The organism is Phyllobacterium sp. (assembly GCF_037994405.1).
Classification (GTDB): domain Bacteria; phylum Pseudomonadota; class Alphaproteobacteria; order Rhizobiales; family Rhizobiaceae; genus Phyllobacterium.
The window spans coordinates 1-12,307 of record NZ_JBBNAN010000271.1 but is presented as its reverse complement, the minus strand read 5'-3'; the positions used below and the strand labels follow the sequence as shown (position 1 = coordinate 12,307).

13 protein-coding genes and 1 pseudogene are annotated in these 12,307 nt (G+C 56.5%); 6 read left to right on the top strand and 8 right to left on the bottom strand.

Going from position 1 to position 12,307, the window contains the following annotated elements; all coding sequences use genetic code 11:
- On the top strand, nucleotides 1-280 hold a 280-nt coding region (locus AAAC48_RS14945), incomplete at its 5' end, for a TrmO family methyltransferase (RefSeq protein WP_340654925.1).
- Nucleotides 281-292: 12 nt separating this feature from the next.
- Here AAAC48_RS14945 and AAAC48_RS14940 read toward each other — a convergent pair.
- Together AAAC48_RS14940 and AAAC48_RS14935 are read right to left on the bottom strand one after the other, a co-directional pair.
- Nucleotides 293-537 (bottom strand): annotated as a pseudogene (locus AAAC48_RS14940) (TOBE domain-containing protein).
- Between the two features lie 18 nt (nucleotides 538-555).
- Nucleotides 556-1,158 (bottom strand): thymidine kinase, encoded by a 603-nt coding sequence (locus AAAC48_RS14935; protein ID WP_340654924.1) that lies wholly within the window; start codon nucleotides 1,156-1,158, stop codon nucleotides 556-558.
- Between the two features lie 193 nt (nucleotides 1,159-1,351).
- On the opposite strand from AAAC48_RS14935, the gene AAAC48_RS14930 reads away from it, so the two are divergent.
- From AAAC48_RS14930 to choV, 3 genes are all read left to right on the top strand, one after another.
- The gene (locus AAAC48_RS14930) at nucleotides 1,352-2,293 is read left to right on the top strand and encodes a choline ABC transporter substrate-binding protein (protein ID WP_340654923.1); all 942 of its coding nucleotides are present in this window, start codon (nucleotides 1,352-1,354) and stop codon (nucleotides 2,291-2,293) included.
- Between the two features lie 112 nt (nucleotides 2,294-2,405).
- Entirely contained in the window at nucleotides 2,406-3,248 is an 843-nt protein-coding gene (gene choW / locus AAAC48_RS14925; protein ID WP_340654922.1) for a choline ABC transporter permease subunit, read from the top strand.
- Entirely contained in the window at nucleotides 3,245-4,288 is a 1,044-nt protein-coding gene (gene choV, locus AAAC48_RS14920) for a choline ABC transporter ATP-binding protein (RefSeq protein WP_340654921.1), read from the top strand. The genes choW and choV overlap by 4 nt, the downstream gene beginning before the upstream one ends.
- Before the next feature lie 6 nt (nucleotides 4,289-4,294).
- Here the strand turns inward: choV and AAAC48_RS14915 are convergent, their stop codons facing one another.
- From AAAC48_RS14915 to AAAC48_RS14890, 6 genes are all read right to left on the bottom strand, one after another.
- Complete coding sequence (locus AAAC48_RS14915) at nucleotides 4,295-4,558, bottom strand: hypothetical protein (RefSeq protein ID WP_340654920.1); 264 nt, start codon at nucleotides 4,556-4,558, stop codon at nucleotides 4,295-4,297.
- An 11-nt stretch (nucleotides 4,559-4,569) separates the two neighbouring features.
- The gene (locus tag AAAC48_RS14910) at nucleotides 4,570-5,403 is read right to left on the bottom strand and encodes a dipeptide ABC transporter ATP-binding protein (protein ID WP_340654919.1); all 834 of its coding nucleotides are present in this window, start codon (nucleotides 5,401-5,403) and stop codon (nucleotides 4,570-4,572) included.
- Nucleotides 5,400-6,254 (bottom strand): ABC transporter ATP-binding protein, encoded by an 855-nt coding sequence (locus AAAC48_RS14905; RefSeq protein WP_340654918.1) that lies wholly within the window; start codon nucleotides 6,252-6,254, stop codon nucleotides 5,400-5,402. Before AAAC48_RS14905 ends, AAAC48_RS14910 begins: the two co-directional genes overlap by 4 nt.
- 4 nt (nucleotides 6,255-6,258) lie before the next feature.
- Complete coding sequence (locus AAAC48_RS14900) at nucleotides 6,259-7,119, bottom strand: ABC transporter permease subunit (RefSeq protein WP_340654926.1); 861 nt, start codon at nucleotides 7,117-7,119, stop codon at nucleotides 6,259-6,261.
- 63 nt (nucleotides 7,120-7,182) lie between these two features.
- Nucleotides 7,183-8,190 (bottom strand): ABC transporter permease subunit, encoded by a 1,008-nt coding sequence (locus tag AAAC48_RS14895; protein ID WP_340654917.1) that lies wholly within the window; start codon nucleotides 8,188-8,190, stop codon nucleotides 7,183-7,185.
- 53 nt (nucleotides 8,191-8,243) lie between these two features.
- The gene (locus tag AAAC48_RS14890) at nucleotides 8,244-9,848 is read right to left on the bottom strand and encodes an ABC transporter substrate-binding protein (RefSeq protein ID WP_340654916.1); all 1,605 of its coding nucleotides are present in this window, start codon (nucleotides 9,846-9,848) and stop codon (nucleotides 8,244-8,246) included.
- A gap of 336 nt (nucleotides 9,849-10,184) precedes the next feature.
- On the opposite strand from AAAC48_RS14890, the gene AAAC48_RS14885 reads away from it, so the two are divergent.
- Together AAAC48_RS14885 and AAAC48_RS14880 are read left to right on the top strand one after the other, a co-directional pair.
- Nucleotides 10,185-10,946 (top strand): 3-hydroxyacyl-CoA dehydrogenase, encoded by a 762-nt coding sequence (locus AAAC48_RS14885; protein WP_340654915.1) that lies wholly within the window; start codon nucleotides 10,185-10,187, stop codon nucleotides 10,944-10,946.
- A 115-nt stretch (nucleotides 10,947-11,061) separates the two neighbouring features.
- Nucleotides 11,062-12,258: a hypothetical protein gene (locus AAAC48_RS14880; protein WP_340654914.1), complete on the top strand. Its 1,197-nt coding sequence runs from the start codon at nucleotides 11,062-11,064 to the stop codon at nucleotides 12,256-12,258.
- The last annotated feature ends 49 nt before the right edge of the window (nucleotides 12,259-12,307 follow it).

The following is a 12,307-nucleotide window of genomic DNA, read 5'->3' as shown; positions in this document are numbered from 1 at the left end:
GCGGGATCTTGTCTTGCAAAGTCCGGCCAGCAACGGCAATATCCATGGGACATTTGCCTTGCGCTCACCTGTTAGACCGAACCCGATCGGTACCTCGATAGTGATGCTTGAGAAGGTTGACGGAAATGTCCTCATGGTGCGCGGACTCGACTGCTTGGACGGAACTCCCCTGCTGGATATCAAGCCGGACAGAACGCTGTTCGAGCCTATCGCACCACCGCAACCTTTAGATTTCGAGACAAGCGATATTCGCACCGCACCCTATTGTCACAAAGCGTGATGCGGTGATGCGTTAGTCGATGGCTGCCATCACGTCGGACGCCTTGACGACCCCATAGGCTGTATCGCCGACTTTCAGGCCGAGCTCATCGACCGCCTCATTTGTGACGGAGGCAGTCCCGCCGATCCGCCGACGTCGATGCGAACATGCGCAGTCGTTGCGCCCTTGACCACGTCGACGACAGGTCCCTTGAGGCGGTTGCGTGCACTGATTTTCTTTTTTCTCCCTCGGTGACGAGATGGCTCGCGCTTGTACACAACAAGGGGCGGCGTTGCTTACAATGTAGGCGCACCATCCGGTGAAATCCGTCCGGTTTCTTCTTCCCAGTGCTTGCGGCAAAGGGAGACGTAGGCCGATTTCTCGATAGCGACCTGATCACCTTCGATCAGCGCCTTGCCCTGGGGGTCATGCCGGACGACCATAGTCGCCTTGGCGCCGCAATGGCAGATCGTCCGGATTTCACGCAATGTGTCTGCGATGGCCAAGAGCTCGCACGAGCCTGGGAAAAGCTTGCCCTGAAAGTCGGTGCGCAGACCGTAACACATGACTGGAATATTGAGCCTGTCTGCGACACGCGCCAATTGCCAGACCTGATCCTTGGTCAGAAACTGTGCCTCATCGACAAAGACGCAGCTCAGCACATTTTCGGCGTGAGCAGCCGCGATTCGCTCGAACAGCATGTCGCTTTCGCGATAAAGTTCAGCCTCAGAGGAGACCCCCAGGCGGGAGGTGATTCGTCCAACGCCATTTTCGGCATAATGCGCGGCAGTGAACAGCATCGTTCGCATGCCACGTTCCTGATAATTATAGGAAGCTTGCAGGAGCAGCGTGGATTTCCCTGCATTCATTGCCGAGTAACTGAAATAGAGTTTTGCCATATCTGCTTTAACCAGAATTGAGCCGCCACATGAAGCCTCCCATGCTCCTTGCCCGCAACTTTTGTCGGAATTTCAACAACTGTCGCGATTTGACTGGAATTATGCGCGCCTATGCTTGAATGCCCGTCGATTTGGTGCTTGGTTCTTGCAACCTATCAACAACCGGGAAAAACCCGGAGAGGGAGAACTATCGATGAACGTGCTATCTAAATTCACTGTTTCCCTGGCACTGACATTGGCGGCGAGCACCGCTTTCGCTGCCGAACCTGAGAGTTGCAAGGCCGTTCGATTCGCCGATGTGGGCTGGACCGATATTACGGCAACCACCGCGGCAACGAGTGAAGTGTTGAAGGGGCTAGGTTATTCGACCGATACCAAGGTTCTTTCCGTCCCGGTGACCTATGCGTCGCTTGGCAAGAAGGACATGGATGTATTCCTCGGCAACTGGATGCCGACCATGGCCGCAGACATCAAGCCATACGTTGAAAACAAGACCGTGGAGGATCTTGGCCCGAATTTGACCGGTGCGAAATATACCCTCGCTGTGCCGCAATACCTGTATGACGAAGGTCTGAAGGACTTCAAGGATATCGCCAAGTTCAAGGACAAACTTGGCGGCAAGATTTACGGCATCGAGCCGGGTAACGATGGTAACCGACTGATTCTCGGCATGATCTCCAAGGACCAGTTCGGCCTTAAAGGTTTCGAGCTGGCCGAATCGTCTGAACAGGGGATGCTGGCGCAAGTCGCCAAGCAAACGAAGAGCAAAAAGCCAATTGTGTTCCTCGGCTGGGAACCGCATCCGATGAATACGAACTTCAAGCTGGCCTATCTTTCCGGTGGCGATGATGTGTTCGGCCCGGATTTCGGCGGCGCCGTCGTCCATACCAATGTTCGTGCCGGTTACACCACTGAGTGCCCGAATGTTGGCAAGCTTCTGGCCAATCTCAAGTTCAACCTGAAAATGGAAAATGAGATCATGGGCAAGATCCTCGACGATGGCGAGGACGGGGCAAAGGCAGCATCGGAGTGGCTCAAGGCAAATCCGGCTATCCTCGACACCTGGCTCGCCGGCGTGACGACTTTCGATGGCAAGGAAGGCTTGCCCGCTGTCAAGGCGAAGCTCGGACTATAATGTTCGATCCTGAACGGGATCGACTGAGGACAAAAAGAACATCAGCCGCCCGGTCTACCGGCCGGACGGCTCTTTCCGCTTATTCGTTGTAACGACAGAGGGATAGTTCGGCTTGGACTGGTTAACGCAAGACAAGATTCCGGTTGGCAGGACGGCGAAAGCCATCGTCGATTGGCTCACCAACAATTTCGCCTGGTTCTTTGATGGATTGGCGTTTCTAATGCAGGGCTTCATCGACGGGCTGATGTTCGTGCTGAAATATCCGCACCCGTTGATCATGATCGCGATATTCGCCGCCATCGCCTACGCGCTGCGGCGCTCGTTGGCAGTCACCGTGCTGACCATCCTTGGCTTCCTGTTCATCCTGAACCAGGGTTACTGGCAGGAGACAATGGAGACGCTGACGCTGGTTCTGTCCTCCTGCATTTTGTGCATGGGTATCGGCGTTCCCATCGGCATCATTGCCGCACACCGGCCAAAATTCTACGCAGCTATCCGGCCAGTTCTCGATCTGATGCAGACATTGCCGACATTTGTCTATCTGATCCCCGCCATTGTCTTTTTCGGCATCGGCATGGTCCCGGGCCTGCTTGCAACAGCAATCTTCGTCCTTCCCGCGCCTATCCGACTAACTCATCTCGGCGTCTCTTCAACCCCATTGCATCTGGTCGAAGCCGGTGAAGCCTTCGGCGCATCCTCGCGCCAGCTCCTGTGGAAAATCGAACTGCCCTACGCCATGCCGCAGATACTGGCGGGTCTTACCCAGACGATCATGCTGTCGCTCTCCATGGTGGTTATCGCGGCGCTGGTCGGTGCTGACGGCCTCGGCGTTCCCGTCGTCCGGGCCCTCAACTCTGTCAACACCGCTCTGGGCTTTGAGGCGGGCCTTGTCATCGTGGTCGTTGCAATCGTGCTTGACCGTATCTTCCGTCCCGGTAAGGAGCCAGGTGAATGACCGCGATCACACTGGAAAATGTCTGCATCATCTTCGGCAAGAAGACTGACGATTCACTTGCCTTGGCCGATCAGGGCAAAACCCGCTCCGACATCCAGGCCGAAACCGGCCATGTCCTGGGGGTGCATAATTGCTCGATCACCATTGCCGAAGGCGAGATAGTCGTCCTGATGGGCCTGTCCGGTTCGGGAAAATCCACACTCCTTCGCGCGATCAACCGGCTCAATCCGATCTCACGCGGCTCGGTAGTCGTCCACAATAGCGGGCGTTCCATCGACGTCGGCAAGGCCGATAAGGCAACATTGCGTGACCTGCGCAAGCACCTCGTATCAATGGTGTTCCAGCAATTCGGCCTTCTGCCCTGGCGCACAGTGGAAGAGAATGTCGGCTTTGGCCTTGAGCTGTCGGGCGTTTCAAAGGAAGAACGGGCAAAGGCGGTTCAACAGCAACTGGAACTTGTCAATCTGAAGGACTGGGCCAAGCGCAAGGTCGGGGAACTCTCCGGCGGCATGCAGCAGCGTGTTGGCCTCGCACGCGCTTTCGCGACGGGCGCGCCGATACTCCTCATGGATGAGCCGTTCTCGGCACTTGACCCGCTGATCCGAACGCGGCTTCAGGACGAGCTTCTTAGCCTGCAGGAGCGCCTGAAGAAGACCATCGTCTTCGTCAGCCATGATCTCGATGAAGCGATGAAGATCGGCAATCGCATTGCCATCATGGAAGGCGGACGCATCATCCAGTGCGGAACGGCGCAGGACATTCTGCTTAATCCTGCCAACGATTATGTAGCGGATTTCGTTGCCAATATGAATCCGCTCGGCGTTCTGACAGCGGCCGATATCATGGTACCGCTCGATCGGTCGCGGGCTGCCGACCGGCCCTTTGCCGCAACGGCACGACCGGAAACACCGGTTCGCGAGATCATGCAGGCTGTTGCAAAGAACAGCGGCGATGTCGGCATCGTCGACAAAGGCGCGATCCTTGGCATGATTTCCGCAGACGACATCGTCCGGGGCCTGCTGAAGCATCAGAGAAATTAGCTTGCGCTAGTCTTCGCTCTCGTCTTCATCATCGCCGGCTTTGGTGGCCGGCCGCCACGAGTGCGGTGAGACTTTCTTCTGCGTGCTCGAATCCGTGAAGATCCACCAGCCGGCGTCGGTTTCGTCAAACTGGCCACCGGTGGCCTTCAGGCGGTCAAGAGAACGATACTGTCCAATGGATTCGTTCTCCTGCCCGTCCTCGTCAGTCCAGAATACCTGAACCTTGCTGCCGTCCTTCGGTGCGGTTGAAATCGGCTGCTTTCCGCTCACGGCAATCCTCCTCAGGCAGCTGCTTTCTTCTTGGCGAGACGTGCTCTGATGCTTTCGACATCGGATTTCGGCGTCGCCGCGAACAGCGTCTTTGTGTAGCTGTGCTGCGGATCGGAAAACACCTCATCGCGCGTGCCATATTCGACCACTTCGCCGTAATACATTACCATTACCTCGTCGGCGATGTAGCGCACCACCGACAAATCATGGCTGATGAAGACATAGGTCAGGTTGAACTCATCCTGCAGATCGGCCAGCAGATTGAGCACCTGCGCCTGAACCGACAGATCAAGAGCAGACACGGGCTCATCCAGCACAAGCAGGCTCGGGCTCAGCATCAAAGCGCGGGCGATGGCGATACGCTGGCGCTGACCGCCGGAGAACATGTGCGGATAGCGATTATAATGTTCCGGACCAAGGCCCACCTTCACCAGCATCTGCATGGCTAGATCACGCCGCTCAGCTGCAGTCCTGTTGGTATTGAGCAGGAGCGGTTCGCCCAGCACTTCGCCGATCTTCTGGCGCGGATTGAGCGAGCCATACGGATTCTGGAAGATGATCTGCACTTTCCGGCGCATCTGCGGTGTCACACGATCCTTGGCAATGTTGATAGGCTTGCCATCGATCAGCAATTCGCCGGACGTTTGTGGATCGATCAGCGTCAGAATGCGGCCAAGGGTCGACTTGCCGCAGCCACTCTCGCCAACGATCGCAAGTGTCTTGCCCTTTTCGAGCGTGAAGCTGACACCCTTGACCGCACGAACGGTCTTCGCCTTGCCGAACAGGCTGCCACCAACATGATAGTCCCGAACAATATTGCGCCCCTCAAGAACAACTTCGGTCATGATGGCACTCCTGTATTGGCGGCCTCGTGCTTCATGAAATCCGCAACAGTCGACAAGCGGTCGCCCGTTGCGTTTTCCGGCAAGGCCGAAAGAAGTGCACGCGTATAAGGACTCTTGGGCGACTCGAAGAGGGAGAGCACATCGGCCTCCTCCATCTTGCGGCCCTTGTATTGAACAATGACGCGATCGGCGGTTTCCGCAACCACGCCCATGTCATGGGTGATCATAATCAGGCCCATGCCGTATTTCGCTTGCAGGCTGACGAGAAGATCGAGGATCTGCTTCTGGATGGTCACATCAAGCGCTGTGGTGGGTTCATCGGCAATCAGCAATTTCGGATTGCAGGCAATCGCAATGGCAATCATGACACGCTGGCATTGGCCACCCGACATCTGATGTGGAAACGAGTTCAACCGCTCGTCCGGTGTCGGGATGCCAACCTGCTGCAATAATTCGATTGCACGCTTGCGCCGTGTTTTCGCATCCATTTTCATGTGGAAGCGCAACACCTCTTCCAGCTGAAACCCGACCGTGAAGCAAGGATTGAGGCTCGCCATCGGCTCCTGGAAGATCATGGCGACGTCGCGGCCGACGATTTCCCGCCGCTGCTTCGTCGTCATGGTCAAGAGGTTATGGCCATCGAATGTCATGCTGTCGGCTGTCACAGTCGCCGTCTTGGGCAAGAGCCCCATGACCGCAAGCATGGCCACCGATTTACCCGAACCGGATTCGCCGACGATCGCCAGGACCTCGCGAGCATCTACGGACAGATCGATTCCCTGCACGGCCATGAACTGGCCAGTGCTGGTATCAAAGCCAACGGAGAGGTTTTTGATTTCAAGCAGCGCCATGATCTCAGCTCCTCTTCAACTTGGGATCGAGAGCATCACGCAGGCCGTCACCAACGAGGTTGATCGCAAGGACAGTAATGAGGATTGCCAAACCGGGGAATGTGACGACCCACCAGGCGCGCAGGATGAATTCGCGCGCTTCGGCAAGCATCGTACCCCATTCCGGCGTTGGCGGCTGTGCACCCATGCCAAGAAAGCCGAGAGCAGCCGCTTCAAGGATTGCGTTGGAGAACGACAACGTTCCCTGCACAATGAGCGGAGCAAGGCAATTGGGCAGGATCGTCTTGAACATCAGACGAAGGTGGCCGGCACCGGCAAGCTTGGCGGCGATCACATATTCCCGGTTCTTCTCGCTCATCACCGCGGCACGGGTCAGACGCGCGAAGTGCGGCTGCAAGACCAGCGCAATGGCGATCATGGCATTGAAGAGGCCAGGTCCCAAAATCGCGACAAGGACCAATGCCAGCAGCAGTGGTGGAAAGGCAAGGATGATGTCCATGATACGCATGATCAGCACATCCACCCAGCCGCGGAAATAACCAGCCAGAACACCAAGGATAACACCGGTGAACATGGAGATCGTGACAACGATCAGGCCGATGAACAATGAGAAACGGGCGCCATATATCAACCGCGAAAGCAGGTCGCGGCCAACAGCGTCTGTTCCAAGCGGGAACATCGGGTTGCCGGCCGCCTGCCACGACGGCGGCGTCAGCAGCGCTTCTCGATATTGTTGGTACGGCGCATGCGGTGCAAGGACCGGCGCGAATATGGCGACCAGTACCAGAAATACGAGAATGGCAAGGCCAATCACAGCGCCTTTGTTGACGCTGAAATAAAACCAGAATTCCGAGAACCGTGCCATTCGGCCCGAACTCTGGGCAGAGGCAACTGGTACGGGCGGGGAAACTTCGTTAGTCACTGTTCCTCACTTTACGCGAATGCGCGGGTTGACGACCGCATAGAGCAGATCGACAATCAAATTGACGGTCATGACGATGAGCGCGACCAGCATTAGACCGCCCTGCACAACGACATAATCGCGCTTGGCAATGGCGTCGATCATCCATTTGCCGATGCCCGGCCAGGAGAAGATCGTCTCCGTCAGGATGGCCCCGGCCATCAACAGGCCCATTTGCAATCCGATCGTGGTGATGACAGGAATCATCGCATTGCGCAGCGCATGGACGCCGATGACGCGTCTGGGCGCGAGACCCTTTGCCCGCGCGGTACGCACATAGTCCTCGCCCAGGACTTCAAGCATGGCTGAGCGGGTCTGCCGGGCGATCACGGCGAGCGGAATGGTGCCAAGCACAATGGTTGGCAAAACCAGATGCGAGAACGCCGACTTGAAGGCACCTTTCGGCCCGGAAATCAGGCTGTCGATCAGCATGAAACCGGTGGTCGGCTTGAAGAAATAGATCAGGTCCATACGGCCCGAAACCGGGGTCCAGTGCAGAATGCCTGCGAACAGGATAATCAACAGGATTCCCCACCAGAAGATCGGCATGGAATAGCCGACCAGCGCAATGCCCATGCTCAGCTGATCGAAGACTGATCCGCGCTTGACGGCAGCGAAGATGCCGGCGGGAATGCCGATGATCACGGCGAATAACATGGCGCAGATGCTGAGCTCAAGTGTTGCCGGGAAAAGCGTCAGGAAGTCGGTAATGACCGGACGTTTGCTGGCGATGGAGGTTCCGAAGTCGCCGTGGAATATGTTCGCTACAAACGAGAAGTACTGTTCCCAGATTGGCCGGTTGAAACCGAATTGCTCCATGAGCAACTGATGGCGTTCCGGAGTCATGCCGCGTTCACCGGCAAGAGCGATGACGGGATCTCCAGGGAGAAGCCGGATGAAAATAAAGGCTATGAAGCTGATGCCAATGAATGTTGGGATCAGCAGCAGCACACGGGATGCGATATAACGGAACATGGCAACCTAGAAAAATGCGATACCGGCTCGTAGCCGGTATCGCGAGGAGTGAATTACTCAGTGATATCAACAGCTTCGAAGTTGTGCACGCCAAACGCACTCGGAACATAGCCGGTCACGTTCTTGGTCATCGCCGTCGTAACGAGCGAGTGAGCCAGCGTTGCCCACGGAGCTTCGCGCTTGAACACAACCTGGGCTTCTTCGTAGAGCTTGGTGCGTTCGGCAACGTCGGATACCACAGCGGCCTTGTCGATCAGGTCTGTGAACTCCTTGTTGCACCAGGCAGCGCGGTTGGAACTTCCAACAGCCTGGCAGGAAAGCAACGTTGCGAGGAAGTTGTCCGGATCGCCATTGTCGCCGGTCCAGCCAATGATGACGGCACCGTCATGCTTCGGATCCGAGGCACGCTTCAGATATTCCTGCCAGTCATAGCTGACGATCTCGACCTTGACGCCAACCTTGGCAAAGTCGGACTGTAGCAATTCCGCCGTGCGACGGCCGTTCGGCATGTAAGGACGGACCACGGGCATCGCCCAGATCTTCATCGAAAGATCCTTGACGCCAGCCTTTTCAAGGGCTGCCTTTGCCGCTTCAGGATTGTATTCGTCATCCTTGATCGACTTGTTGTAGGACCACATCGTTGGCGGGATCGGGTTGACCGCAGGGGTGCCCTGGCCAAGATAGACCGCATCAACGATAGCCTTCTTGTCGATAGCCATGTTGAGCGCCTTGCGCACTTCCGGCTTGTCGAAAGGAGCCTGGGTCGTGTTGTAGGCAAGCGTCGAAACGTTGAGGCCGCTTTCCTGGATCACCGTCAGGTTGCTGTCGGCCTTAAGGCCCTCCACATCAGCCGGATCCGGGTAGATGGTCAGCTGGCATTCGCCGGCCTTGAGCTTCTGGACGCGAACGGCCGCATCAGGCGTTACCGCGAAGATAAGGTTGTCGAGCTTGACCTTGCCTTTCCAGAACGTCGGATTTGCTTCATAGCGGATAGCCGTGTTGAGCTGATAGTCAACGAACTGGAACGGACCGGTACCAACCGGCTGTTCGTTGAACTTCTGCTGCGTGCCATCGGCCTCAAGCTTGTCGGCATATTCCTTGGAGACGATCGACGAGAAGTCCATGGCCAGGTTCGCAATCATCGGCGCGTTTGGCTTGGTCAGCGTGATCTTGACAGTCAGGTCGTCGACCTTCTGGACGGACTTGACCAGCTTGGGGAAGTCCATGCCTTCAAAATATTCGTAGGAAGCGCCATCGACATACTTCGCCCACTTGCTGCCTTCCTTCTGACGTTCGAAGGAGAAGACAACGTCATCGGCGTTGAGGTCGCGCGTTGGCGTGAAATAGCTCGTCGTCTGGAACTTCACGCCCGGACGCAGCTTAAATGTATATTCAAGGCCGTCGTCGGAGATCGACCAGCTCTCGGCCAGCGCCGGTTCGACTTCGGAACTGCGTGGCTTGAATTCCACCAGCTTGTTGAAGACGGCTTGTCCCGTCGCGTCGAGTGTCTCACCACCCGTATAAAGCGCCGGATCAAAACCGCCAGGAGCAGCTTCGGAGCAGAAAACGAGCGTCTTGGCTGCGGCTCCACCTGCCATCAGCCCACCCGTCAGCATTGCGAGCGCCGTGGCCGCAAGGAGTTTCTTGTAGGTATTCATCTTTTCCACCTTCAGAGGTTTTTTTGTGTTGCCGGCCCCCATGCCTGCAACGAAGTTTGCATGGAAGCCTTTGCAATGTCGCAATGCAAGCAGATTTATTCGCAGTCAACCCGTCCAATGCCGCATAATTGACGATTCTGGGGAAAGTCGCGCTTTGATGGGATAAAAGAGTGAAATTCACCAAAGATTCGTCCACTGACTTTCGGGATACGGTGCGGGACCAATCTTGAAATTGCCGCGAATAAGACGAATTTCCATCGCCAAAAGTGGTTCTGCGACTGGATAAGCACCCAAACTCGTGCGAGAAGTCATGAAAGCGCGAAAAGGAGAGGCATTTTGAACATTCAGGGCCAAACGGCGATAGTAACAGGCGGCGGGTCGGGTCTAGGTGCCGCGACCGCACGGGCATTGGCTGACAAGGGTGCCAAAGTTGCGCTTTGCGATATCAATCTTGAAGCGGCAAAGAAAGTCGCTGGCGAAATCGGCGGCCTCGCGCTTTCTTGCAACGTGTCGAGCGCCGATGATGCCCAAAAAGCTGTTTCGCGCGTCGTAGAAGAACTTGGCACGCCGCGCATACTTGTCAATTGCGCCGGCATCGCCAATGCCGGGCGTATTGTTGGCCGTGACGGCCCGCACGACCTCGAACTTTATCGCCGCGTGATCGAGGTCAATCTCATTGGCTCGTTCAATATGTTGCGCCTGGTCAGCGATTTGGCTTCGAAGCTCGAACCTTTGGACACTGGCGAGCGTGGTGTGATCATCTCGACCGCATCGGTTGCAGCCTTTGACGGCCAGATCGGTCAGGCTGCCTATGCCTCTTCAAAAGCTGGTATCGCCGGCCTTACCCTGCCTGCCGCACGCGAGCTTGCGCGCTTCGGAATCCGCGTCATGGCAATCGCGCCGGGCATTTTTGGTACACCCATGCTGCTCGCCATGCCGCAGGAGGTTCAGGACTCTCTGGCCGCCTCTATCCCCTTCCCGTCCCGGCTTGGAAAACCAGAAGAATACGCGGCGCTTGCGCTCCACATCATCGAGAATCCCATGCTGAACGGCGAAACGATACGGCTTGACGGCGCGATCCGCATGGCACCGAAATAGGGATCAAAGCGGCCCCTGGCGATTTTCTGTTTAATGTCGGTCATCTTATTTCAATATGCCAAACTATGGTGCAGACGGCTGACCCGAATGAACCCGATCGTGAAAAAGGTGACAGATGTCCGTTGCTGATCGTCTCGTAGTGCTCCTGCCGGGCTTTGAACATATGCCCGTAGAGGCTCATCACAGACGCTTCGTGCGGGAAGCGAGAAAGACGGCTCCGGTCTATGATATTCAGATCGAGGAGACGTCACCGCTTACCATTTCGGTTGCCGAAGGCGCGGTTTCGGCCGGCAAGTTCAGCCTGTCTTCCTCCGGGAAGGACTGGTCATCCAGGACTGACTTTATTTTGTACGGCCTCGGCGATATCACCATGTCCTACGCGGCAAGAAACCCGCTCGTACGGCTCTTGAGTGGGATCGCCGCACTTTTCGACTTTGTCCTGACCGGAACATTCTTCCGCTTCGTTGCAACCAGCTGGCGCTATGCATTGTTTTTCCTTTATCCACTCGTGCTGATCGCGGCCGCCATTGCGGCCTCCTTTGGTGTTGGCCAGGTCGCCCGGAACCTCGGAGCGGGCGGGACGATCATTCCGGTTGCACTGTCGCTCCTCTTCCTTATCGCCCTGATTTGTCTTGCCGCACGCAAGATGCACTTTCTGCTCATAATGGACGACTGGGCATTCGCTCGCGACATGGCCCGTGGCCGACGTCCCGAAATCATGGCCAAGGTGAAGAATGTCATCTCCAATGCGGCGGCACATATCAGCAGTGCACCGCCAAATGCCGAAATTATCGTGGCGGCACACAGCCTCGGCGCGATCTGTGCGCTCCAAATTCTCAATGCCGCCCTCGATCGGGATGGTTCGCGTCGCTACGGCCTTCTCACGGTTGGTTCCAGCCTCCTTAAAGTCGCACTGCATCCCGCAGCCCGCAGCTTGCGCGAGAGCGTCGAGACCGTCGTACATAGCGACGCGATCTGGGTGGATGTGCAGGCACTGACGGACCCGATGAATTTCTACAAATCAGACCCCGTGCGCGATTTGAAACTTGCGGGCGGAACATCTCCGGTGCTTGTCAGGGTACGGTTCCGCAGCCAGCTTTGCGAGGAGGCATACAATGCCATCCGCCGGAATTTTTTCCGGGTTCATCGCCAATTTGTCTTTGGCGTCGAAAAACGCACGCATTATTCCTGGCACGCGATTTTGTGCGGCCCGGAGCGCTTTGCCAACGTTGCCGCACAAGGTGGTCTTCCATGCGATGGCTCTGCGTCTACTCCCGTCTCGCTCAACGTTCCCGAAACCGTGACAACATGATTTCTCTCGTCTCTGCTGGCAAAGTTCTTTGGGTCGCTTTTGTTGCTAG

Coding starts and splice junctions, on each gene's coding strand:
- AAAC48_RS14935 (WP_340654924.1), bottom strand. CDS start 1,158: ATGGCAAAACTCTATTTCAGTTACTCGGCAATGAATGCAGGGAAATCC.
- AAAC48_RS14905 (WP_340654918.1), bottom strand. CDS start 6,254: ATGGCGCTGCTTGAAATCAAAAACCTCTCCGTTGGCTTTGATACCAGC.
- AAAC48_RS14930 (WP_340654923.1), top strand. CDS start 1,352: ATGAACGTGCTATCTAAATTCACTGTTTCCCTGGCACTGACATTGGCG.
- AAAC48_RS14890 (WP_340654916.1), bottom strand. CDS start 9,848: ATGAATACCTACAAGAAACTCCTTGCGGCCACGGCGCTCGCAATGCTG.
- AAAC48_RS14880 (WP_340654914.1), top strand. CDS start 11,062: ATGTCCGTTGCTGATCGTCTCGTAGTGCTCCTGCCGGGCTTTGAACAT.
- AAAC48_RS14895 (WP_340654917.1), bottom strand. CDS start 8,190: ATGTTCCGTTATATCGCATCCCGTGTGCTGCTGCTGATCCCAACATTC.
- choV (WP_340654921.1), top strand. CDS start 3,245: ATGACCGCGATCACACTGGAAAATGTCTGCATCATCTTCGGCAAGAAG.
- AAAC48_RS14910 (WP_340654919.1), bottom strand. CDS start 5,403: ATGACCGAAGTTGTTCTTGAGGGGCGCAATATTGTTCGGGACTATCAT.
- AAAC48_RS14900 (WP_340654926.1), bottom strand. CDS start 7,119: ATGGCACGGTTCTCGGAATTCTGGTTTTATTTCAGCGTCAACAAAGGC.